Genomic DNA, 15,198 nt, shown 5'->3' with positions numbered 1-15,198 from the left:
GCTTCGCCGCGCCCAGCTTCATACCCGCCCGACCCGCGATCCGAAGTTCGATCCACAGTTCAAAGGGGAACTGCCTTGCCTCTCGTCGTAGTGGGAATCAGCGTTCTGATTCTGCTCTTCCTCATGACCAGGCTGAGAATGAACGGCTTCGCCGCCCTCCTCCTCGTGGCGATCGGCGTCGCCCTGGTGCAGGGGATTCCGGCGGCGACGATCCCGGACGTCCTCTCGGAGGGCATCGGCGGCCAGATCGGCGACACGATGCTGACCATCGGCCTCGGCGCCATGGTCGGCCGCGTCATGGGTGACTCCGGAGCCGCGCAACGAATAGCCAACCGGCTCCTCGACGCCTTCGGGCCGCGCTGGGTGCAGGTGGCCATGGTGGTCACGTCCATGCTCATCGGCGTCACCATGTTCTACGAGGTCGCCTTCATCATCATCGTGCCCATCGCGTTCACCCTCGTACGGGTCACCGGCGCGAAGCTGCTGTGGGTCGGGCTGCCGATGTCGATCGCCCTGTCCACCATGCACAGCTTCCTCCCGCCGCACCCCGGCCCCACCGCCGTCGCCGCGACCTTCCACGCCTCCGTCGGACACACCCTGTTCTACGGCCTCTTCATCGCCGTACCGGCCGGAGCGCTCATCGCCCTCGCGTGGCCGCGCCTGCCTTTCGTGAAGGCGATGAACCCGTCCATCCCCAAGGGCCTGGTCAGCGACCGCGAGTTCACCGACGAAGAGATGCCCGGCATGGGCTGGTCACTGCTCGTGGCCCTCTTCCCGGTGGTCCTGATCGCGGGCGCCGCGGTGATCGACATGGTCACGTCCGGCGACAGTCCGTTCCTGCACGCGGTCGCCTTCATCGGCTCGGCCCCGATCGCGCTCATGCTGACGCTGCTCCTGGCGATCTGGGCGTTCGGGCCGCGCATCGGCCGCAGCCTTACGGAGGTCAGCGCCTCCTGCGCCTCGGCGGCCCAGGCGATGGCGATGATCCTCCTGGTCATCGGCGCCGGCGGCGCCTTCAAGAACGTCCTCGTCGAAGGCGGGATCTCCGACTACATCAAGGACGTCACGGACAGCTGGGCCATCTCGCCCCTCATCCTGGCCTGGCTCATCGCGGTCATCCTGCGCGTGGCCCTCGGCTCGGCGACGGTCGCCGTCGTCACGGCGTCCGGCGTCGTGCTTCCGCTGCTGGCGGGCAGCGGCATCCACCCCGAGATCATGGTTCTCGCCGTCTCCTGCGGCTCGATCGCGTTCTCCCATGTGAACGACCCCGGATTCTGGCTCTTCAAGGAGTACTTCAACCTCTCGGTCATCGACGCGATCAAGGTCAGGACCACGTACACGACCGTGCTCGCGGTGCTGGGCCTGGGCGGCGTACTTGCCATGGAATGGGCGTTGGACTTCCTGAGCCTGTGACACACACCAACCCGCACACCTTCCGACCCCAGGAACCGCAATGACCTTGAGCAAGCAGCCGACCGTCACCGCGTTCGCCGTCTATCCGGTCGCCGGCCGGGACTGCATGGAACTGAATCTCTCCGGCGCGCACGGCCCCTACTTCACCCGCAATATCGTCGTCCTGCAGGACTCGGAAGGCCGCACCGGCCTGGGCGAGGTGCCGGGCGGCGAGAAGATCACCCAGACCCTGCGCGACGCCGAGTCCCTCGTGGTCGGCGCGAAGGTGGGCGACTACAAGCGCGTCCTGCGCGAGATCGGAGCCAGGTTCGCCGACCGCGACGCGGGCGGCCGAGGCGCCCAGACCTTCGACCTGCGCACCACTGTCCACGCAGTCACCGCAGTCGAGTCGGCGATGCTCGACCTCCTGGGCCAGCACCTCGACGTCCCCGTCGCGGCACTCCTCGGCGACGGCCAACAGCGTGACTCGGTAAGGGTGTTGGGCTACCTCTTCTATGTCGGTGACCCCGACCGCACCGACCTGGAATACGTCCGCGAACCCGACTCGGCCGTCGACTGGCACCGCGTCCGGCACGAAGAGGCCCTGACGCCCGACGCCATCGTCCGCCAGGCCGAGGCCGCGTACGACCGGTACGGATTCCGCGACTTCAAGCTCAAGGGCGGAGTCCTGGAAGGCGCCGAGGAGGTCAGGGCCGTCCAGGCGCTGAAGGACCGCTTTCCCGAGGCAAGGATCACACTCGACCCCAACGGCGCGTGGTCGCTGCGCGAGGCGATCGAGCTGTGCACGCCCCTGTCCGGCACCCTCGCCTACGCCGAGGACCCCTGCGGTGCCGAAGGCGGCTACTCCGGCCGGGAGATCCTCGCCGAGTTCCGCCGCGCCACGGGCCTGCCCACCGCGACCAACATGATCGCCACGGACTGGCGCCAGCTCACCCACGCCCTGGCGCTCCAGTCGGTCTCCATCCCCCTGGCCGACCCGCACTTCTGGACCATGCAGGGCTCGGTCCGCGTGGCCCAGCTCTGCAACGCGATGGGGCTGACATGGGGCTGCCACTCCAACAACCACTTCGACATCTCCCTCGCCATGGTGGCCCACTGCGGAGCCGCCGCCCCCGGCGAGTACAACGCCCTGGACACGCACTGGATCTGGCAGGAAGGCCTGGAGCGCCTCACCACCGCCCCGCCCCGGATCGTCGACGGTGAGATCGCCGTGCCCGACGCCCCGGGCCTGGGCGTCCAGCTCGACATGGACCGGCTCCTCGCAGCCCACGACCTCTACAGGACGAAGGCCCTGGGGGCGCGTGACGACGCCCTTGGGATGCGGTATCTGGTCCCGGACTGGCAGTTCGACAGCAAGCGCCCGTGCCTCGTCCGCTAGCGATCCGCGGGCACGTGGTCATGGGGACCGGCTGCGATGGCGTACGGTGGTGTCTACCGACGCGGGGTGGAGCAGCTCGGTAGCTCGCTGGGCTCATAACCCAGAGGTCGCAGGTTCAAATCCTGTCCCCGCTACTGATGGACAAGGCCCGGATCCTTCTGGATCCGGGCCTTGCTGTGTCTGCAGGGTGCGCCGCTCGGCCGGGCCGGTGCGGGAGCCTGGAACAACGCCTGGCCGTAGTCGTCGGCCGTGTTGGTGGTCGCGGACGGCCGTCGCGGCAGAGAAGGTGACAACTGCACCTCGATCGGGTCTTTCCGGCCAGTGATCTCGGTGCGATCACCCGGCCCGGCGCCGTGAACCAAGGAGCATCATGGACGACGACAGTGCACCACGCCACCCCACAGCCAAGGCGCGCGCCTCCGCGCTCGTGCGTCGCCCGAAGCTGTGGCTGGTGCCCACCATCCTGACCGGGATGCTCGCACTGCTGCTGTCCCTGCTCTACATGGGCGGCATCGTGAACCCGAACCGCGACTTGCGGAACCTTCCCATCGCGCTCGTCAACTCGGACCGCGGCAAACCCCTGCCGGGGCAGAACCAGAACCTGGGGACACAGGTCGCACAGGCAGCCCTCGCCGACACCTCCGGCGGCAAGGTCGACTGGCATCCGCTCACCCGCGGTCAGGCCCAGGACGCGCTGGAATCGGGCAAGGTCTACGGCGCCCTCGCCGTCCCCCCGGACTTCACCGACACCATTGCCGCGCTCACCACCAGCAAGGCCACGCAACGACCGACGCTGACCGTACTGACCAACCCCGGCATGGGCAGCCTCGGCTCCTCCCTGGCGGCCAGGATCAGCACGACGGCGGCCGAACAGACCTCCCAGACCATCGGCAAGAAGTTGACGGCAGCCAACGCCGACCGGCAAGTAACCCCCACCGCAAGGCTGTTGCTCGCCGACCCGATCGCCGTCACCACGCAGGTGGGGCACCCCATCGGAGACCACAGCGGCCTGGGCCTGAGCGCCTTCTACTACACCCTGCTGCTCGTCCTGACCGGGTTCCTGGGCGCCAACCTCACCAGCATGGGCGTCGACACCGCTCTCGGCTACGCAGACAGTGAGATCGGCCCCTGGCACGCCCGCCGCCCCACCGTGCCGATCAGCCGCACCCAGACGCTGCTCCTGAAGATGGCGATGACCGTCGGCATCACACTGCTCACCACCACATTGATCATGCTGGCCACCGTCGGGATCCTCGGCATGGACGCCTCCCACCTGCCGCTGCTGTGGGTCTTCTCCTACTGCGCCACGCTGGCGGTCGGCATGGGCGTCCAGGCCATCAACGCGGCCTTCGGCGGGATCGGGCAGCTCGTGTCCATGTTCGTGTTCATCGTCCTCGGCCTGCCGTCGTCCGGAGCGACCATTCCGCTGGAGGCGGTCCCCGGCTTCTACCGCTTCCTCGGCATTTTCGAACCGATGAGGCAGCTCAGCGGCGGCGTCCGCTCGATCCTGTTCTTCGACGCACGGGCCGACGCCGGTCTGCTGCGCGCCTGGATCATGATCGCGATCGGCGCCGCCCTCTCCCTGGCCTTCGGGTTCGCGATGACCCGGTACTACGACCGGAAGGGGCTGCACCGTATGACTCCGCAGCCGTCCGAGTGACGCCACGGGTGCGCGACCGGCAGGGGGAGGCCCGGGGCTTACGCGGCCTTCACAACCTCGCCACGTATCGCCGCGGACCACTCGATGACGAGAACTTCGTACTCCCGGCGCTGCTCCGCGCTCAACCGGCCACCGCTGCACAGCATCAGGCAGCGAATCTCTTCGTTCAGATCGTCGGCGGACCGCGCGGAACCAGGGATCGGAGTGGTGGACATGTGAAGAAGCCTAGAGGGTCGGTGTGACAATCGGCGTCCCCACGCCACGCGGCGGAGGTGGGGAGTTGTCCTGCGGGCGGCTCTGACCTGGGAATTTGGGCCCGGATGTGTCTACTGTGCGCGAAACTGTGACCTTGGCCTCACGTAGTGTCGCGGCGCTCCGGACCGCTCAGGAGGGCGAGTTGCTGTCCGCTTCTGTGTCGTCATTGCCGGGTTCGGGGCCGGTCGCCGGAGTTGTCCGGCGGGCGAGCAGGACGGCCAGGGTGATGATGGCGGTCAAGGACACGGCGAGGCCGCCCAGGCTTGTGATCGCGTCTGAAAGCCACCGCCACGCCTGTTCGGCCCGACCGAAGCTGTCGCCGGGCGGGGCTGCCACCTGTACGTGGGTGGTGGCGGGAGGTTGCTCAAGAAGCACGGTGTCACCGTCCCGGTAATAGGCGGTCACCGTCACGGACAGGGTGACCGTCCCCGCCTTCTCGGCGCTCACATCCCACAGCCATGTCGCCGCGTCCTTCTTGGAGATGACGTTCTGACGCTCCGACGACAGCGGCGTGCACCGCACTTGGGCACCCGAGCAGTGCAGCTTCACGCCGATCTGAGCGCCCGCACTGGTCCTGGAGTGTGTCTCCCCGGACCCGTCCGAGCGCCAACTACCCAGGATCTGGGCCCGGAAAGGGATCGGATCGCCGCCGGCCACGAGATGCATCGACTCCGTGCTGGTGCGGACGAGTTCGCCTTTGAAGAGCTGCTGTCGTGCCTCGTCGATCTCGTCGACGTAGGCCTGCTGCCTACTGCCTCCGGGTCGGCCGCTCCCGGGTTCGTCGCTGCTGCCGAGGAACAGGAACAGCCCGGACACCAGGGCGATCAGAACCGCGAGCGCCGTCCACGGGAAGCATCCGGAGCCAAGGCTGCGGGATGCGGCTGATCCCGGCGAGTACGGCGGTTCGGGCCCCTCGCGTCCTGCCATGGATTCCCCGCCCCCGTACGTCGATCGCCGCCGAGCCCGCCTCCGCAGACGCCTCCATGGTCACTCAACTCCCATGTCCGACGCTCGCGTTCGGTCAGATCCTTGGTCGTGTCGTCATGGTCGGCCGACATCGCCGAAGACGTGGACCTGGGGCGCGAAGGCCCGCACGGCCCGTTCGAGGCGTCCGGGGTCCACCTTGCACAGCGCCATGGAACGGGTGGACCCCTTGGTGCCTCTGAACGACTCGACGAAGGCCGGATCCACGTGTGTCGACAGATACGCGTCCAACTCGCGCAGTGCGGGGGACGTGGCCGGTTGCGGTGGCGGGACAGGCCCCCTGCGGTGACGCACTTCGAGTTCGGAGTGCCGAAACCGTCCCGGCCCCCGCATGCCGTCCCAGAACGTGACGGACACGATCTCCGGCCAGGGAAGGAACTCCGGCCTGCGGAAGATCAGCAGGCCGCCCAGAGTGATGCCTCGGGGGCCGATGTGTACAGCGGTCCGCCGGAGGGCGGGGGCCGGCAGGACCAGGACCACGTAGGGCGTGAAGATCAGCTCGATGTGGTCGTTCCCCGGAGGTTCGGCGCCGGGGACGAACCCCACACCGATGAGCACGGCGAGCGCCAGAGCCAGCCAGGCCGGGGCGGTCCACGTGTAGCGGATCTCGTAGCGGGCGCCGGGTTCGTCCATGGGTCGAATGCTCCCGCGCGCCCCGAGACCGTTCAACAAGCTTTCGGTCAGGGTCTGTTCAGGATGAGGCAGAGCTGCCGAGGCTCCGAGGCGGTGTGCTGTGCGCGGGGTGACGCCCGGCGCCCGGGTAGACCTGCCAGGTGATCGGCCGCCCCCGCGCCCGCCGCCTCCGGCTCGGCAGGTATAATCGCCCCTGGACTGCGCCCGCCCCACCGGGACAGGCGCAAGGTCAGAACCACTGTTGATCACAGAGGTGTGCTCCGCGCAGCTACGACCGTTCCTTCTTCCGTCGTCCTGCCGGCCGCGAGCCGCCTGCCCCAGAAATCGTCACCGTGAGCACTGATTCCCTGCTGCGCCCGCAGCCGCAGCCCACTCCTGCCCCTGATTCGCCCCGCCCGCGGCGCCGGGCCGGCCGGGCACCGGCCCGTCCCACCGCGGCGGCGGCCTTCCACAGCATCAGCGCGGTCACCGCGGTCCTGCTCGGCCTCGTGGCGATAGGCGCGATGATCCATGAGCCGGTCCTGATACCGCCTCTGGCCGCGAGCGCAGCCCTCGTGCACAGCGCGCCCACCCTGCCCCTGGCCCAGCCCCGGAGCCTCGTCATCGGCCACCTGCTCGGTGCCGGGTCCGGTTACGCGGTCCTCGCGCTGACGCACAGCAGCCCGTGGACGGCGGCACTGGCGGGAGGCATCACCCTCGCCGCGACGATGCTCGCCCGTACCCCGCACTCGGCGGCCTGCGCCACCGCGGTGATCGTCGTGCTCCAGACGCCGGCGCCCGGCCGCTTCGTGCCCCTGCTGTTCGGCTCCACCGTGCTGCTCGCCCTGACCGGCTTCGCCGCTTCTCGCGTACGGCGCGGGGCACCGAAGTACCCGGCGTACTGGTGGTGACCTCCGGGACGGCGTGTCCGGCGCAGGACCAGCCGGGGAATTGATGCGGAAACACGGAAGTCCAGGCCGGCCCGGTGCGGGCCGACCTGGACTTCGTGATCATGCGTGATCAGGAGAGGTCGAACCGGTCCAGGTTCATGACCTTGTCCCACGCGGAGACGAAGTCCTTCACGAACTTCTCCTTCGCGTCATCGCTCGCGTAGACCTCCGCGACCGCGCGCAGCTCGGAGTTCGAGCCGAAGACGAGGTCGGCACGGGTGCCGGTCCAGATCACCTTGCCCGAGGCGTCGCGGCCCTCGAAGGTGCTCGCGTCGCCGGCCGTCGCGCTCCACGTCGTGTCCAGGTCCAGCAGGTTCACGAAGAAGTCGTTGGTCAGCGACCCGGGGGTCGTGGTGAGGACGCCGTGCGTCGACTGCCCGTAGTTCGCGCCCAGGACGCGCAGGCCGCCGACGAGGACCGTCAGCTCGGGCGCGCTCAGGTCGAGCAGGTTCGCCTTGTCGACGAGCAGGTACTCGGCCGGAAGGCGGTTGCCCTTGCCGAGGTAGTTGCGGAACCCGTCGGCGGACGGCTCGAGCGCGGAGAACGACTCCACGTCCGTCTGCTCCTGCGTGGCGTCCGCACGCCCCGGAGTGAAGGGCACCTGGATGTCGAAGCCCGCGTCCTTCGCGGCCTTCTCGACGCCGGCGACACCGGCGAGCACGATCACGTCGGCGAGCGAGATCTGCTTGCCGCCGGACTGGGCGCTGTTGAAGGTCTGCTGCACCCCCTCCAGCTTGCGCAGCACGGCCGCCAGCTCGTCGGGCTGGTTGACCTCCCAGCCGGCCTGCGGCTGGAGGCGGATGCGCGCACCGTTCGCGCCGCCGCGCTTGTCGCTGGCGCGGAAGGACGAGGCCGACGCCCATGCCGTGGACACGAGCTGAGACACCGTCAGGCCCGAGGCCAGGATCTGGTCCTTGAGGGCGGAGACGTCAGCGGCGTCGACGAGCGGGTGCGTCACCGCGGGCAGTGGGTCCTGCCACAGCAGCTCCTCGCTCGGGACCTCCGGGCCGAGGTAGCGCACGATCGGGCCCATGTCGCGGTGGGTCAGCTTGAACCACGCGCGGGCGAAGGCGTCCGCGAACTCGGCCGGGTTCTCGTGGAACCGGCGCGAGATCGGCTCGTAGGTCGGGTCGAACCGGAGCGAGAGGTCGGTCGTGAGCATCGTGGGGGCGTGGCTCTTCGACGCGTCGTGGGCGTCGGGTACGGACCCCGCGCCCGCGCCCTCCTTCGGCCGCCACTGGTTCGCGCCTGCGGGGCTCTGGTAGAGCTCCCACTCGTAGCCGAAGAGGATGTCGAAGAAGGTGTTGTCCCAGGCCGTCGGGGTGTTCGTCCAGATCCCCTCGAGGCCACTGGTGATCGCGTCGCCACCCTTGCCGGTACCGAACGCGTTCTTCCAGCCGAGGCCCATCTCCTCGATCGGGGCAGCCTCGGGGGCCTCGCTGACGTCCTCCGCGGGGCCCGCGCCATGGGTCTTGCCGAAGGTGTGGCCGCCGGCGATCAGGGCGACCGTCTCCTCGTCGTTCATCGCCATCCGGCGGAACGTCTCACGGATGTCGCGGGCCGCGGCGAGCGGGTCCGGGTTGCCGTTGGGGCCCTCCGGGTTGACGTAGATGAGGCCCATCTGGACCGCGGCGAGCGGGTTCTCCAGCTCACGGTCACCCGTGTAGCGCTCGTCGCCGAGCCAGGTCTTCTCGGGACCCCAGTAGACGTCGTCGTCGGGCTCCCAGGCGTCGACACGTCCGCCGCCGAACCCGAAGGTGTCGAAGCCCATCGTCTCCAGGGCGACGTTGCCCGTGAGGATCATGAGGTCGGCCCACGACAGGTTCTTGCCGTACTTCTTCTTGACGGGCCACAGCAGACGGCGTGCCTTGTCGAGGTTCCCGTTGTCCGGCCAGCTGTTGAGCGGGGCGAAGCGCTGCTGCCCGGTGTCGGCGCCACCGCGGCCGTCGCTGATCCGGTAGGTACCGGCGCTGTGCCACGCCATGCGGATCATGAACGGCCCGTAGTGGCCGAAGTCGGCGGGCCACCAGTCCTTCGAGGTGGTCAGCACCTCCGCGATGTCCTCCTTGACCTCGGCGAGATCGAGGGTCTTGAAAGCCGCGGCGTAGTCGAACTGCTCGCCGAGCGGGTTGGCCACGGCGGGGTTCTTGGCAAGGATCTTCAGGTTGAGCCGCTGCGGCCACCACTGGCTGTTCGCGCCGTTGCCCTGCGTCGGGTGCGGGGCGCTGCCGTGCACGACCGGGCAGCCTCCTCCGTCCTGTGTTTTCGCGTCTGTGACGATCGCATCTTGGTTCTCAGACATTGGGAATCCTTCCGGACGGGGCGGATCACACTGCTCAGGAACTACGGCGGTGGAACGGGTGGGGCGCGGGCCCCGTGGACGGCCTCAGCCTCGTCGATCCGGAGGATCGCGGGGGTCTGGGTGATCGGGGTGATCGTCTCGATCGGGTGGACCGTGTCGATCGCGAGGCCGTGGTCTTCCGGGACGGGTCGACACTACGGCTCAGAGTGAGGCGAAGCGGCACGAATCCGGCCGCGTCGGGCGCGGTGAGGGCCTCAGGCGGCATGAGGAGAGCAACGACCGACGCACGATCGCGCGCCCCTCGGAGGTGATCAACTTCTGTCTCCTGCCGCACTGGAGTCTTCCTGTCCCTTGGCTATCGCCATAACCGATCCTACGATGGACAGAATCCAAGTCAAGAAGTGCACCAATCGCATTTCCGATGGGACCGGGAGTGCGCCGGTCAACCTCGGGTATCCCACCGAACCTGAAAAGGTGAACCGATATGAGTGGCCTGCTTGAGCGACTGCGGGGGCGTGGCTGGCGGATGACCTCTCAGCGGCGCGTCGTGGCGGAGGTTCTCGACGGTGATCACGTGCATCTCACGGCCGACGAGGTGCACGCCCGCGCGGTGCAGCGGCTGCCCGAGATCTCCAGAGCGACCGTGTACAACGCGCTGGGCGAGCTGGTCGCGCTGGGAGAGGTCATGGAGGTCTCCACGGACGGCCGTGCGAAGCGCTACGACCCGAACGCGCACCGGCCGCACCAGCACTTGGTGTGCTCTGGCTGCGGAATCATCCGCGACGTCCACCCGACCGGCGACCCGCTCTCGGGCCTCCCGGCGCAGGAGCGGTTCGGCTTCGAGGTGTCCAAGGTCGAGGTGACCTATCGAGGGCTGTGCCCGTCTTGCGCCTGAACCCAGCTGGGTGACGTCCCGGGCGCCCCTCCGGAGCCGGTGCCGGTGCCGACGACCGGGCCGGCGGCTGGAACAGGGCCCACCGCGAAGGGGGCGCTGTAGCCGCGTACACCCGTGTCCCGGGTCGTGACCTCGACGGTGTAGTCGGTGCCGTCCGGCACCGCGGGCACCGCCGTGACCAGCTCACTCGTCGGCTTGCTGCTCGCCTTCGAGGCCAGTTTGAACAGGCGGTGCGACCCGCCCGCACCGTCGTCCTGCGCCAGCCAGACGTCGACCTCCTGCCCGGTGTCGTTGCGCCAGCCGACGAAGAGACTGCTGTCCACGGGATGCACGGAGTCGGCGGCCGGAGACGTGACGGTGACCGTGGCGGCGGGCGGTTCGGAGACCGCTGGGGCCGCCGAACCGAGCCAGACGAGCAAGGACGCGGCGGTGACGGACAGAAACCTGGTGCGGAGCATGTGACGACCTCGTTCCGGTGGCGGGAGGTACGGCCATACCCCTCCCACGTGTCCTCGGCGGCGAACGGGCGGGCCCGCAAGCTTCACCCCATGGAGTGCGGCACCGATACACAATCTGCCGGTGCGCCGATGAGTTTCGGCGGACGATGAGTCCTATGAAGCAGCGGACGCACGCGGCGTCCGGCCGAGGAGAGGACGACGCCCCATGCTCACGCCCACGGACGTGCTGAAGGACAAGGTCGCGGTCATCTACGGCGGAGCCGGCTCCCTGGGAGCGGGCGTGGCCCGGGCGTACACGGACGCGGGTGCGCGGGTCTTCCTGGCGGGGCGCACGGAGGACACCCTGCGGAAGGCCTCGGCCGAGGTGGGCGCGGAGTACGACGTCGTCGACGCCCTGGACGAAGCGGCTGTGGAGGCGCACGCGGGCGCGGTGGTCGAGCGGGCCGGCCGGATCGACATCTCCTTCAACCTCGTGCCGCGAGGCGATCTGCAGGGCATCCCGCTCACGGAGATGTCCGTCGACGACTACACGCGGCCCGTCGTACAGGGCCTCTCCTGCCAGTTCATCACCGCGCGAGCAGCCGCCCGGCGCATGGTCGCCCAGGGCGGGGGAGTGATCCTCTCCCTAGACAGCGGCTCCCGGCACGGCACCCCGATGCTGGGCGGCACCGGCGCCGCAGACGGCGCGATGGACGCGCTGATCCGCCAGCTCGCGCAGGAGCTGGGCCCGTCCGGGGTGCGCGCCCTGGGCATCTGGACCGCCGGCGTCGCGGACACGCTGACGCCGGAGAAGCTGGCCAGGGCCGGGGCACCGGCCATGGACGAGGCGGCGTTGCAGGGGGTACTCGCGCACCTCGACAGCCTGCGCATGACGAAGCGTTCGCCGCGCATCGCGGACATCGCCGCGCTCGCGACGTTCCTCGCGTCCGACGCCGCCTCCTCGATCACGGGTACGTGGATCAACGCGACGGCGGGGATGTTCCCGAGCTGACGGTCTGTCCCTGCCGGTGCGAGGGCGTCGTCGTGTCACGGCCCGGGCAGGCGGGGCCCCGCGACGAGGGCGTGCCGGCGGCCACCACCACGTTCGGGAACGGTCGGTCGACGTCGCCCGCCGCGCTCACCGGCGGCTCCGACTACACGAGTTGGGCCGGTCCCGGCACCGGGGTCACCTGCCCGGGCACCATCACCCTGACCTTCCCGAGCCGTCGTGCGGTCTCCGAGGTCGTCCTGGCCACCCACTTCGGCCAGGGTCAGGGCCAGGGCATCACGAAGGCGGACGTCCAGACCTGGGGCGGCTCGACGTGGGGGACCCGGGCCGCCGACGCGCAGATCACGTGGACGGGCAACACGGCAACCGTCGAGCGTGAGTCGCTATGCCTCCCGAGCGCCGTTGCCACCACAGGCGTCCGCCTCGTGGTGGAGGCCGCCAACCGCACCTGGGGCAACCTCTCCGTCAACGAGATCACCACGCGCTGACGGCATCCCCGGGGTCCGACGCCACGCCCCCGATGGGTGCAATGAATCGCGCGCGGCAGGTGACAGGGGTGTTATTGGTCCGGAAGTACCGTCATCTCACTTGAGGAGAAGAATGCGTATCCGGACCCTTATCGTCACTGCCGCCCTGGGCGCCGCCACCGTCCTCGCGGGCGCCGGCGTGGCCAGCGCCGACAACGAGGCGGACGGCGTCGCCTCCAACTCGCCCGGTGTCATCTCCGGCAACGTCATCCAGCTACCGATCGGCATCCCGATCAACGCCTGCGGCGACTCCGTCAGTGTCATCGGTCTGCTGAACCCCGCTCAAGGCAGCGGCTGCGCCAGCGGCTGATCCGGCGCCGGAGCATCACGGCTGGGCCCGCCCGGGAGACTCTGGGCGGGCCCGGTCCAGTACCAGGCCGTCCGCAGCGCGGTGACCTGGCCGCTGACGCGTAAAATGGACCAGCAGGTCCACAGTGGCGGCGAGGGAATCCATGATCACCAGCGGGACGACGACGGTGCGCCTGACCGCGAAAGGCGCCGCGACCCGGCTGCGCATCGTCGAGGGCGCGGCCGCCGAGATCAGGGAGCGGGGCGCCGCCACGACCACGCTCGACGACATCCGCGCCCGCACCGCGACCAGCAAGAGCCAGATCTTCCACTACTTCCCCGGCGGCAAGGACGAACTGCTCCTCGCCGTCGCCGCCCTGGAGGCGGAACGGATCCTGGAGGACCAGCAGCCCCACCTGGACGACCTCGGCCGCCTCGACACCTGGCAGGCGTGGCGCGACTGGCGCGACGCTGTCGTCCGACGCTACGAACGGCAGGGCGTCAACTGCCCCTTGGGCGTGCTCATGACCGAACTCGGCCGCAGAACGCCCGCCTCGCAGCAACTGACCGGGCAACTGCTCGCCCAGTGGCAGTCCGCGCTGAGGGACGGCGTGCGGTGCATGCAGGGCAGCGGGCGCATGGACCCCGCGCTGGACGCCGACCGTACGGCGGCGGCCCTGATCGCCGCGGTGCAGGGCGGGGTGACCGTCCTCATGGCCACCGGCAGCATCACCCATCTGGAGGCGGCGTTGGACACGACGTTGGAGCTGCTGGGCCGGTTCGACGCGGAGTGACTCACCGGCCCCGTCGCCCCTATGAGTGCGACTTCGGGCGCACGGCGTCGACGACGAGATCGAGCAGCCGACCGGTCTGCTCCGGCGTGTTGCTGTTGGCGGCTGTCGACAGGAACGCACCGAAGACGATCGCGGTGACGTCGTCCGGGTCGACGTCCCCGCGGAGCGAACCCGCTTCGGCTCCCGCCGTCAGGATCGTCCCGATGGCCGCCGTGATGCGTTCACGCGTGGTCGGGGTCGTGATCCGTCCCGAGGCCCAGCCGGCGCGCAGCGTGTCGATCATCCCGCGCTTCGTCGCCGTGAACTTCGCGTAGTTGTCCAGCCATGCGCGGAGCGCGACATCGGGCGGGAACTCCTCGAGCAGCGTGGGGACGCTCGTGGTGACGGCGTCGAGCTCGGCGGCGTAGACGGCTTCGACGAGCGCCTCGCGGGTGGGGAAGTGGCGGTAGAGCGTGCCGATCCCGACGCCTGCCTCGCGGGCGATGCCCTCCAGTGCGACGGTGTCGTCCGCGGCGGCGAAGGCGGCCCGCGCGACAGCGACGAGGTTCTCGCGGTTGCGCTGCGCATCCGCGCGCAGGGGGCGCTCGGCGCGCCCGGCCCTGCCGCCGGGTGCGGGCGTGCCGGCGGGTGTGCCGGTGGGCTTCGGTTCCGACGGAGTCAAAGCGGAGGTCCCTCCGGTAATGGTACGGTCGATAGAGCGGAGGTTCCTCCGCTTACGCCAATCGTCCCACAGGAGCGACTTCCTATGACGACCACCGGCACATCCTCTTCCGACACCACGGCCACGGGCGCGGCACGCCCCGGAGGACCCGGACAGCTCGCGGGCCGCACGGTCTCGCGCGTCGGCTTCGGTGCGATGCAGCTCGAGCGCCTGCGCGAGGACCGCCGCGGAGCTCTTGCTCTCCTGCGCACCGCGGTCGAGCTCGGTGTCGACCACGTCGACACCGCCCATTTCTACGGCAACAGCTTCGTCAACGGGCTTCTGCGCGAGGCGCTCCGCCCCGAGGACGGCGTACTCGTCGTGAGCAAGGTCGGCGCCGACCCCGATCCGGGCGGTCGCATCCCCCTGCGTCCCGCGCAGCGGCCCGAGGAGCTCCGGGCGAGCGTCGAGGACAACCTCAAATCCCTGGGTGTCGACCAGGTCCCCGTGGTGAACCTGCGGCGGCTCGACTCCGGACCCGGGCTGCGGGCCGAGGGCGACCAGGCGGTCGACATCGACGACCAGCTCGCGGCCATGACCGCGATGCGCGACGAGGGCATGATCGGCGCGATCGGCCTGAGCAGCGTGACGGCCGAAGGCCTGCGCCGGGCGATCCCGGCGGGCATCGTGTGCGTGCAGAACGCGTACAGCCTCGTGGCGCGCGACGACGAGACCATGGTGGAGATGTGCGCCGCCGAGGGAATCGCCTGGGTGCCGTACTTCCCGCTCGGCGGCGCGTTCCCCGGCATTCCGAAGGTGACCGAGGAGCCCGCGGTCCTGGCTGCGGCGAAGTCCCTCGGCAGTACGCCGTCACAGGTCGGCCTTGCCTGGCTGCTCCAGCACTCCCCGAACACGCTGCTCATCCCCGGGACCGCAGACCCAGGCCATCTCGAGGCCAACATCGCCGCGGGCGCGATCACGCTCGACGAGGCGACGGTCGCCTCGCTCGACGCCGTTCCGTCGCGCTCGGCGGACGTACGAATCGGCTGATCGC

At 69.6% G+C, this 15,198-nt stretch carries 16 protein-coding genes and 1 tRNA gene; 11 read left to right on the top strand and 6 right to left on the bottom strand.

Annotation, left to right across the window (positions count from 1 at the left end; translation table 11 throughout):
- Window positions 1–75: 75 nt before the first annotated feature.
- From OG758_RS04675 to OG758_RS04660, 4 genes are all read left to right on the top strand, one after another.
- Window positions 76–1,413 (top strand): gluconate:H+ symporter, encoded by a 1,338-nt coding sequence (locus OG758_RS04675; protein ID WP_266570401.1) that lies wholly within the window; start codon window positions 76–78, stop codon window positions 1,411–1,413.
- Between the two features lie 40 nt (window positions 1,414–1,453).
- Complete coding sequence (locus OG758_RS04670) at window positions 1,454–2,791, top strand: enolase C-terminal domain-like protein (RefSeq protein WP_326708748.1); 1,338 nt, start codon at window positions 1,454–1,456, stop codon at window positions 2,789–2,791.
- Between the two features lie 60 nt (window positions 2,792–2,851).
- A tRNA-Met gene (locus tag OG758_RS04665) sits at window positions 2,852–2,925 on the top strand.
- A gap of 236 nt (window positions 2,926–3,161) precedes the next feature.
- Window positions 3,162–4,451: a YhgE/Pip domain-containing protein gene (locus OG758_RS04660; protein ID WP_326708747.1), complete on the top strand. Its 1,290-nt coding sequence runs from the start codon at window positions 3,162–3,164 to the stop codon at window positions 4,449–4,451.
- Between the two features lie 38 nt (window positions 4,452–4,489).
- Here OG758_RS04660 and OG758_RS04655 read toward each other — a convergent pair whose 3' ends face one another.
- From OG758_RS04655 to OG758_RS04645, 3 genes are all read right to left on the bottom strand, one after another.
- Window positions 4,490–4,666, bottom strand: a complete 177-nt coding sequence (locus OG758_RS04655; protein ID WP_326708746.1) for a hypothetical protein — start codon at window positions 4,664–4,666, stop codon at window positions 4,490–4,492.
- 169 nt (window positions 4,667–4,835) lie between these two features.
- The gene (locus OG758_RS04650; RefSeq protein WP_326708745.1) at window positions 4,836–5,633 is read right to left on the bottom strand and encodes a hypothetical protein; all 798 of its coding nucleotides are present in this window, start codon (window positions 5,631–5,633) and stop codon (window positions 4,836–4,838) included.
- Between the two features lie 114 nt (window positions 5,634–5,747).
- Window positions 5,748–6,323 (bottom strand): hypothetical protein, encoded by a 576-nt coding sequence (locus OG758_RS04645; protein ID WP_326708744.1) that lies wholly within the window; start codon window positions 6,321–6,323, stop codon window positions 5,748–5,750.
- Between the two features lie 332 nt (window positions 6,324–6,655).
- Between OG758_RS04645 and OG758_RS04640 the strand changes: the two genes are divergently transcribed.
- Window positions 6,656–7,213, top strand: coding sequence for an HPP family protein (locus tag OG758_RS04640; RefSeq protein WP_326708743.1), 558 nt, complete (start codon window positions 6,656–6,658; stop codon window positions 7,211–7,213).
- 109 nt (window positions 7,214–7,322) lie between these two features.
- On the opposite strand, the gene katG is transcribed toward OG758_RS04640, so the two are convergent.
- A complete protein-coding gene (gene katG / locus OG758_RS04635) occupies window positions 7,323–9,554 on the bottom strand; it encodes a catalase/peroxidase HPI (RefSeq protein ID WP_326708742.1) in 2,232 nt (743 codons plus the stop codon).
- 484 nt (window positions 9,555–10,038) lie between these two features.
- Between katG and OG758_RS04630 the strand changes: the two genes are divergently transcribed.
- Entirely contained in the window at window positions 10,039–10,449 is a 411-nt protein-coding gene (locus OG758_RS04630) for a Fur family transcriptional regulator (protein WP_326708741.1), read from the top strand.
- On the opposite strand, the gene OG758_RS04625 is transcribed toward OG758_RS04630, so the two are convergent.
- Window positions 10,419–10,907 (bottom strand): hypothetical protein, encoded by a 489-nt coding sequence (locus OG758_RS04625; protein ID WP_326708740.1) that lies wholly within the window; start codon window positions 10,905–10,907, stop codon window positions 10,419–10,421. The two genes, OG758_RS04630 and OG758_RS04625, sit on opposite strands and share 31 nt — an antisense overlap.
- Window positions 10,908–11,112: 205 nt before the next feature.
- On the opposite strand from OG758_RS04625, the gene OG758_RS04620 reads away from it, so the two are divergent.
- The 4 genes from OG758_RS04620 (at window position 11,113) to OG758_RS04605 (ending at window position 13,504) form a co-directional block, all read left to right on the top strand.
- Complete coding sequence (locus tag OG758_RS04620; protein ID WP_326708739.1) at window positions 11,113–11,898, top strand: SDR family NAD(P)-dependent oxidoreductase; 786 nt, start codon at window positions 11,113–11,115, stop codon at window positions 11,896–11,898.
- Complete coding sequence (locus OG758_RS04615; protein ID WP_326708738.1) at window positions 11,862–12,383, top strand: hypothetical protein; 522 nt, start codon at window positions 11,862–11,864, stop codon at window positions 12,381–12,383. The genes OG758_RS04620 and OG758_RS04615 overlap by 37 nt, the downstream gene beginning before the upstream one ends.
- A 112-nt stretch (window positions 12,384–12,495) precedes the next feature.
- Window positions 12,496–12,732, top strand: coding sequence for a chaplin (locus tag OG758_RS04610; RefSeq protein ID WP_326708737.1), 237 nt, complete (start codon window positions 12,496–12,498; stop codon window positions 12,730–12,732).
- 142 nt (window positions 12,733–12,874) lie between these two features.
- Window positions 12,875–13,504 (top strand): TetR/AcrR family transcriptional regulator, encoded by a 630-nt coding sequence (locus OG758_RS04605; protein ID WP_326708736.1) that lies wholly within the window; start codon window positions 12,875–12,877, stop codon window positions 13,502–13,504.
- A 19-nt stretch (window positions 13,505–13,523) separates the two neighbouring features.
- Here the strand turns inward: OG758_RS04605 and OG758_RS04600 are convergent, their stop codons facing one another.
- Window positions 13,524–14,165, bottom strand: coding sequence for a TetR/AcrR family transcriptional regulator (locus OG758_RS04600; RefSeq protein ID WP_382060008.1), 642 nt, complete (start codon window positions 14,163–14,165; stop codon window positions 13,524–13,526).
- A gap of 84 nt (window positions 14,166–14,249) precedes the next feature.
- On the opposite strand from OG758_RS04600, the gene OG758_RS04595 reads away from it, so the two are divergent.
- The gene (locus OG758_RS04595) at window positions 14,250–15,194 is read left to right on the top strand and encodes an aldo/keto reductase (RefSeq protein WP_326708735.1); all 945 of its coding nucleotides are present in this window, start codon (window positions 14,250–14,252) and stop codon (window positions 15,192–15,194) included.
- Window positions 15,195–15,198: the final 4 nt, after the last annotated feature.

This window comes from Streptomyces sp. NBC_01474, assembly GCF_035918215.1.
Lineage (GTDB): Bacteria > Actinomycetota > Actinomycetes > Streptomycetales > Streptomycetaceae > Streptomyces > Streptomyces aureus.
The sequence above is the reverse complement of the archived record's forward strand: the minus strand, read 5'-3'. Positions and strand labels throughout refer to the sequence as shown.

Excerpts from the sequence above, each read along its gene's own strand:
- OG758_RS04670 (WP_326708748.1), top strand. The coding sequence starts at position 1,454 with ATGACCTTGAGCAAGCAGCCGACCGTCACCGCGTTCGCCGTCTATCCG.
- OG758_RS04660 (WP_326708747.1), top strand. The coding sequence starts at position 3,162 with ATGGACGACGACAGTGCACCACGCCACCCCACAGCCAAGGCGCGCGCC.
- OG758_RS04655 (WP_326708746.1), bottom strand. The coding sequence starts at position 4,666 with ATGTCCACCACTCCGATCCCTGGTTCCGCGCGGTCCGCCGACGATCTG.
- OG758_RS04650 (WP_326708745.1), bottom strand. The coding sequence starts at position 5,633 with ATGGCAGGACGCGAGGGGCCCGAACCGCCGTACTCGCCGGGATCAGCC.
- OG758_RS04645 (WP_326708744.1), bottom strand. The coding sequence starts at position 6,323 with ATGGACGAACCCGGCGCCCGCTACGAGATCCGCTACACGTGGACCGCC.
- katG (WP_326708742.1), bottom strand. The coding sequence starts at position 9,554 with ATGTCTGAGAACCAAGATGCGATCGTCACAGACGCGAAAACACAGGAC.
- OG758_RS04630 (WP_326708741.1), top strand. The coding sequence starts at position 10,039 with ATGAGTGGCCTGCTTGAGCGACTGCGGGGGCGTGGCTGGCGGATGACC.
- OG758_RS04625 (WP_326708740.1), bottom strand. The coding sequence starts at position 10,907 with ATGCTCCGCACCAGGTTTCTGTCCGTCACCGCCGCGTCCTTGCTCGTC.
- OG758_RS04620 (WP_326708739.1), top strand. The coding sequence starts at position 11,113 with ATGCTCACGCCCACGGACGTGCTGAAGGACAAGGTCGCGGTCATCTAC.
- OG758_RS04610 (WP_326708737.1), top strand. The coding sequence starts at position 12,496 with ATGCGTATCCGGACCCTTATCGTCACTGCCGCCCTGGGCGCCGCCACC.
- OG758_RS04605 (WP_326708736.1), top strand. The coding sequence starts at position 12,875 with ATGATCACCAGCGGGACGACGACGGTGCGCCTGACCGCGAAAGGCGCC.
- OG758_RS04595 (WP_326708735.1), top strand. The coding sequence starts at position 14,250 with ATGACGACCACCGGCACATCCTCTTCCGACACCACGGCCACGGGCGCG.